General features: G+C 56.8%; 7 protein-coding genes. 6 read left to right on the top strand and 1 reads right to left on the bottom strand.

The genetic code is table 11. The features are described 5' to 3' along the window. From HUJ17_RS01500 to HUJ17_RS01485, 4 genes are all read left to right on the top strand, one after another. Positions 1-196 (top strand): DUF932 domain-containing protein (locus HUJ17_RS01500; protein ID WP_290509040.1); only part of this gene is annotated, 196 nt, incomplete at its 5' end. Positions 197-261: 65 nt separating this feature from the next. Next, complete coding sequence (locus HUJ17_RS01495; RefSeq protein WP_102792893.1) at positions 262-687, top strand: hypothetical protein; 426 nt, start codon at positions 262-264, stop codon at positions 685-687. Positions 688-778: 91 nt separating this feature from the next. Next, the gene (locus HUJ17_RS01490; RefSeq protein ID WP_102792894.1) at positions 779-1786 is read left to right on the top strand and encodes a lambda-exonuclease family protein; all 1008 of its coding nucleotides are present in this window, start codon (positions 779-781) and stop codon (positions 1784-1786) included. Between the two features lie 71 nt (positions 1787-1857). Beyond that, entirely contained in the window at positions 1858-2742 is an 885-nt protein-coding gene (locus HUJ17_RS01485; RefSeq protein WP_290509039.1) for a hydrolase or metal-binding protein, read from the top strand. Here HUJ17_RS01485 and HUJ17_RS01480 read toward each other — a convergent pair. Then, positions 2739-3068, bottom strand: coding sequence for a helix-turn-helix transcriptional regulator (locus HUJ17_RS01480; RefSeq protein WP_102790841.1), 330 nt, complete (start codon positions 3066-3068; stop codon positions 2739-2741). The two genes, HUJ17_RS01485 and HUJ17_RS01480, sit on opposite strands and share 4 nt — an antisense overlap. Before the next feature lie 236 nt (positions 3069-3304). Here HUJ17_RS01480 and HUJ17_RS01475 point away from each other — a divergent pair, with 236 nt between their 5' ends. Next, positions 3305-3862 (top strand): DUF4339 domain-containing protein, encoded by a 558-nt coding sequence (locus tag HUJ17_RS01475; RefSeq protein WP_102790840.1) that lies wholly within the window; start codon positions 3305-3307, stop codon positions 3860-3862. Between the two features lie 91 nt (positions 3863-3953). Continuing rightward, on the top strand, positions 3954-4238 hold the full coding sequence (locus HUJ17_RS01470; protein ID WP_146026840.1) for a hypothetical protein: 285 nt from the start codon (positions 3954-3956) through the stop codon (positions 4236-4238). Positions 4239-4379: the final 141 nt, after the last annotated feature.

The raw sequence follows: 4379 nt of genomic DNA, 5'->3' as shown, positions 1-4379 counted from the left end.
TGAGGGTGCCGGTCGCGGGTCTGAGCTGGCGTCCGCCAAGAACACGGCCTACGGCCTGCTGAATGCAGTCACCGAATTCGTGGATCATGAACGCCGCGCCCGCAGCACCGACAACCGGCTGGACTCTGCCTGGTTCGGCAAGGGCGCCCAGATCAAGCAACGCGCTCTGGAGCAAACCTCCCTACTGGTCGCCTGATTCACTCTGACCGCTCACCTCTCCCTACTCTCTACTTCCTTTTAAAAGAAAACCTGGAGAACACGATGAATCTGAAATGGCTCTACCGCCTGTTGGCGGTATGGGACTGTCGCCCTATGCCTGCTGAATTGTCAGCGGTGTGGGGCGCGTTCCTGCATGAAGGCCTGATGTGCCATCCCGGCGATCCGGGTCGGGCTCGTCGCATCCTGGAGACCTGGGACAGTGGCTGCATCGAGCTGATCATCGCCACCTGTGAGTACCTGGACCCGCTCTGGCAGACGGTCTCCCACATCTGGTACGAGCCCCGTGGTCGCCCTGGCGTCTTCGAGTACGAAGTGGTCAGCGAACTGGGCGAGTGGCTGGGTGAGCAATTACTGACTCACGGCCACCTGCCCACCAATAAAGAAGCCGAGCGTTACATCGAGGCGTTGGTGAATGACTTCTTCGAGATTGGCGAGGAAGCCTCTTCCTCTTCAAGTCGCGTCGCATGACGGCACTTAGATATCAGCCTAATTCACCTTTCATTCCATACCCCTAGCCCCGGCCACTGTGCCGGGGCCTTTCTTTGTCTGGAGCATTCTCATGGCACAACCTAAAAGCACTGCACCCGGCCAGCGCCCTGCCCTGCGCCTGGTGTCCACCAAACGCATGAACCGCGAAGACTGGCTGAAGATCCGCAAGCAGGGCATCGGTGCCAGTGATGCCGCTGCGGCGGTAGGTATCAGCCCGTACCAGTCCCCACTAGAACTCTGGATGATCAAGACCGGTCGGGATGGTCTGTTACCCGCCCCTGATCCCGATGACATTCAATCCCCCCTGTACTGGGGCACGCTGCTGGAGCCGAAGGTAGCCGAGGCTTACGCCAAGATCACCGGCAACAAGGTGCGGCGTGTGAATGCCGTGCTGCAGCACCCGGATGACGACAAGCCCTGGATGCTCGCCAACCTGGATTACGCTGTCGTCGGCAATGACAACGTGCAGATACTGGAGTGCAAGACCACGGGGCAATACGGCGCCAAGCTATGGGCGGACGGGGTTCCCGAGTACATCCAGTGTCAGGTGCAGCATCAGCTAGCGGTTACCGGCAAGCAGGCTGCCGATGTGGCCGTGCTGATCTGTGGGCAAGAGTTGCAGATTCACCGGATCGAGCGGGATGAAGCGCTGATTGCTCACCTGTACGAGCTGGAGCGGGAGTTCTGGCAGCTGGTGGAAGCGGACACCCCACCGGACCCGGATGGCTCCGACTCTGCCGGGCACGCCCTGCAAGCCCTCTACCCTCAGGACAAAGGGGAAACCGTGGATCTCACGGATAACCCGGCCATGGAAGGCGACTTCAATGAGCTGCTGGATCTGCGTGACACCCTGGGCCGACTGACCGAGCGAGAATCCACGCTCAAGCAACGCATCCAGCAGACCATGGGGCTAGCCAGCAAGGCCACCTTCAGCGAGGGCTGCGTGACCTGGAAGCGTAGCAAGGACTCAACCAGCCTGGACAGCAAAGCCCTTCTGCAGGATCAGCCAGACCTTCTCAAGCACTACCCCAAACACAAGGCAGGCAGTCGCCGGTTCCTGGTGCGCCCCAATCCCTAACCCAACTCAAAGCGGCATAGCTGCCGGGCCTAGCCCGGCGGTGTGTCTGTGCCTGCTATCAGGAGAATCTCATGATCAAAGGACTCGCGATTACCCCACCCGTGATCGGCCGTATCAGTATTGGCCGCGTAGTGGAGAAGAACGGCAAGCGTCTGCCGGAGAAAGACGATCAGTTCACCATCACCACCCAGATCCAGACCAAGGAGGGCTGGCTGCCTCACCCGCTTGATGAGGCCCTGCGTAAGGAAACCCAGGGCAGCAAGCTGCGCAGCATTCCCATTACCCTGCCCTTCAATGACCCGGACCTGAACCTAAGGGCCGAGTACACCTTCTTCGAGCGCAAGAGCGGCAGGCCGCTGTGCGCTGGAGATGGGGAGAACTGCCGACGTCATACTGACAAAGGCTTGGAATCCCTGCCCTGCCCGTCACCGGATTTGTGTGACTACGGCAGCCATGGGCTGTGCAAGCCCTATGGTCGACTGTACGTCCAGATCGGTGACGATGATGAACTGGGCTGCTTTGTGTTCCGGACTACTGGCTACAACAGCATCCGCACCCTCGCCGCTCGCCTGCGTTACTTCCATGCCATCAGTGGCGGCAACCTGGCCACGCTACCGCTGGAGCTCAAGCTACGGGGCAAGAGCACCACCCAGAGCCATCGGGCACCGATCTACTACGTGGATCTGACCCTGAGAGCGGATCAGGACATGAAGGACGCTGTCACCCATGCACGGGAAGAAGCGAAAGGACGCGAGACTCTGGGAATCAGCCAGGCCGAACTGGATAAGGTCGCCCAGGCGGGCCTGATGAATGCGCAGTTCGAGTATGCGGAAGATGAGGGGCTGCAGGTAGTGGAGGAGTTTTCAGGCGAGGGCTCAACTCAAGCCAGGGAATCCAGCACTCAATCCACAGCCGCGCTTAGCAATAAGCTGGCTGGCAAGCAGTCTGCCGGTTAATCAAGAAGTGCCTTCAGGCCTTCCTGGCGGCTGCGTGAAAGTTTGCGGTAACGCTTGAGCAAATCAGCTTCAGTCTCACTGCGAACTTCCGCGCCGTAAGTGCCTGCTGGGTCTGCGGCACTGTCCTCAGCAATCCCGCATATAAGGAAGTCCAGAGAAACCCCTAACGCCTGCTTCAAAGCAGGCAAATACCGAAACCCCGGGGCATCACGGCCATTCTCCCAAGCGGAGACCGTGGACTTGGTGACATCCAACTCAAAACCTAGCTGCTCCTGAGTCAGCCCCAATGCCAACCGGGCCGCTTTCAGGCGCTCGGGAAAACTCATCACGCCCACTCCACCAAATAGATGAAGCAACGCTACGGCAGAGCGATACCTGTGTCGTATCGCTGAACTTGACTCACAAAGTGTCGCATTGCGATACTTTTGCGGTACTGTGTGCCCGAACCCGTTTTCGGGCCCAAGTCACTTTGGGGGAAGTGATTCAGCACAGCCGGCTAGCCAGGACGGTTAGCTACCCCTTTATACCTCCCTAATCACTAAAAAATGAAAAGAGGTCCAACATGGAAGCAACGGATACACAGAAGCCCTGGTTCTACGAAAGCGGCGGCCAACGCAAAGGAGGGTTTTCTGAACAGGAAATGATCAGTTTGATCACCAGCGGGGAAATCACTCGCGGCGCCGTTGTATGGCGAAACGGCTTGTCCGACTGGACGAAACTTGAAACAACAGAATTAGCAGCCCACCTGGACAAGACCGCCCCCCCTCCTCTGAGCGGGGAGCACGTTAACAATACCGTCGTGTGGGTTCTGGCTTTTGCACCACTCATTGGCCTGATCTTTGAGTCCATAGTCGCTGGCATGGTCTATAACGGCAGCGAATACCGGATAGAACAAGCACTGTCGAGTGCTGAGTTCTGGTATATCACCCTGGCCCTCAACCTCGCCTTGTCATTCTGGGATGAAAAGCGCCTGGAGCAATCCGGCATTGATACCAGTAAGTTCAAAGGTATGACCTGGCTAATCCCCGTTTACCTGTACCAAAGGGCCAAGGCTCTTAAACACAATCTGGCCTACTTTATTGTCTGGCTAGCCTGCTTTGCACTGATGCTGACGGTTTAACAACCAGACATTTACCAGGCAAGTAGCCCCACCCTCATCAAGGCCTGCAATCAGCAGGCCACCCCACATCGACACCAGAAGAGAGACAACGATGAAGACCTTCTCTTTATTGCCACTTATTGCGTCCATTTTAATGGCTGGTTGCGCAGATGAACCGGAAAACACCTTTAAAAAGAGTGTCACTTCCCTTTGCACTGATCAGATCACATTGGATGACCTTCAAAACCCCGATTTCTGCGGCTGCGTATACACAGATGTTCTTTCTAATTACGCAGTAAACGAGGGAGCTCCACCAGAAGACGTTTCATCTGGTGAAGCCAAATCAAAACTTCAGCCCTACATCAATGATGCTATTGCCACATGCAGAAATGGATAAGCCGTAGCAACTTCTTTTTAGCAAACCGCCGCCAGCTTCAATCAGCTTTATCAATTACAACAAGGAGTTAACCATGAGAAAAACCGCTTTCGCTGCCGCCCTAATGGCCATCACTCTTTCCGGCTGCTCCGATCTCTCGGA

Source organism: Alcanivorax sp. (assembly GCF_014762765.1).
In the GTDB taxonomy this organism is placed as follows: domain Bacteria; phylum Pseudomonadota; class Gammaproteobacteria; order Pseudomonadales; family Alcanivoracaceae; genus Alcanivorax.
This window is presented reverse-complemented; position numbering and strand designations above follow the sequence as displayed.

What these genes read in the sequence shown, in the direction of transcription:
- HUJ17_RS01495 (WP_102792893.1), top strand. Translation starts at nt 262, where the DNA reads ATGAATCTGAAATGGCTCTACCGCCTGTTGGCGGTATGGGACTGTCGC.
- HUJ17_RS01490 (WP_102792894.1), top strand. Translation starts at nt 779, where the DNA reads ATGGCACAACCTAAAAGCACTGCACCCGGCCAGCGCCCTGCCCTGCGC.
- HUJ17_RS01485 (WP_290509039.1), top strand. Translation starts at nt 1,858, where the DNA reads ATGATCAAAGGACTCGCGATTACCCCACCCGTGATCGGCCGTATCAGT.
- HUJ17_RS01480 (WP_102790841.1), bottom strand. Translation starts at nt 3,068, where the DNA reads ATGAGTTTTCCCGAGCGCCTGAAAGCGGCCCGGTTGGCATTGGGGCTG.
- HUJ17_RS01475 (WP_102790840.1), top strand. Translation starts at nt 3,305, where the DNA reads ATGGAAGCAACGGATACACAGAAGCCCTGGTTCTACGAAAGCGGCGGC.
- HUJ17_RS01470 (WP_146026840.1), top strand. Translation starts at nt 3,954, where the DNA reads ATGAAGACCTTCTCTTTATTGCCACTTATTGCGTCCATTTTAATGGCT.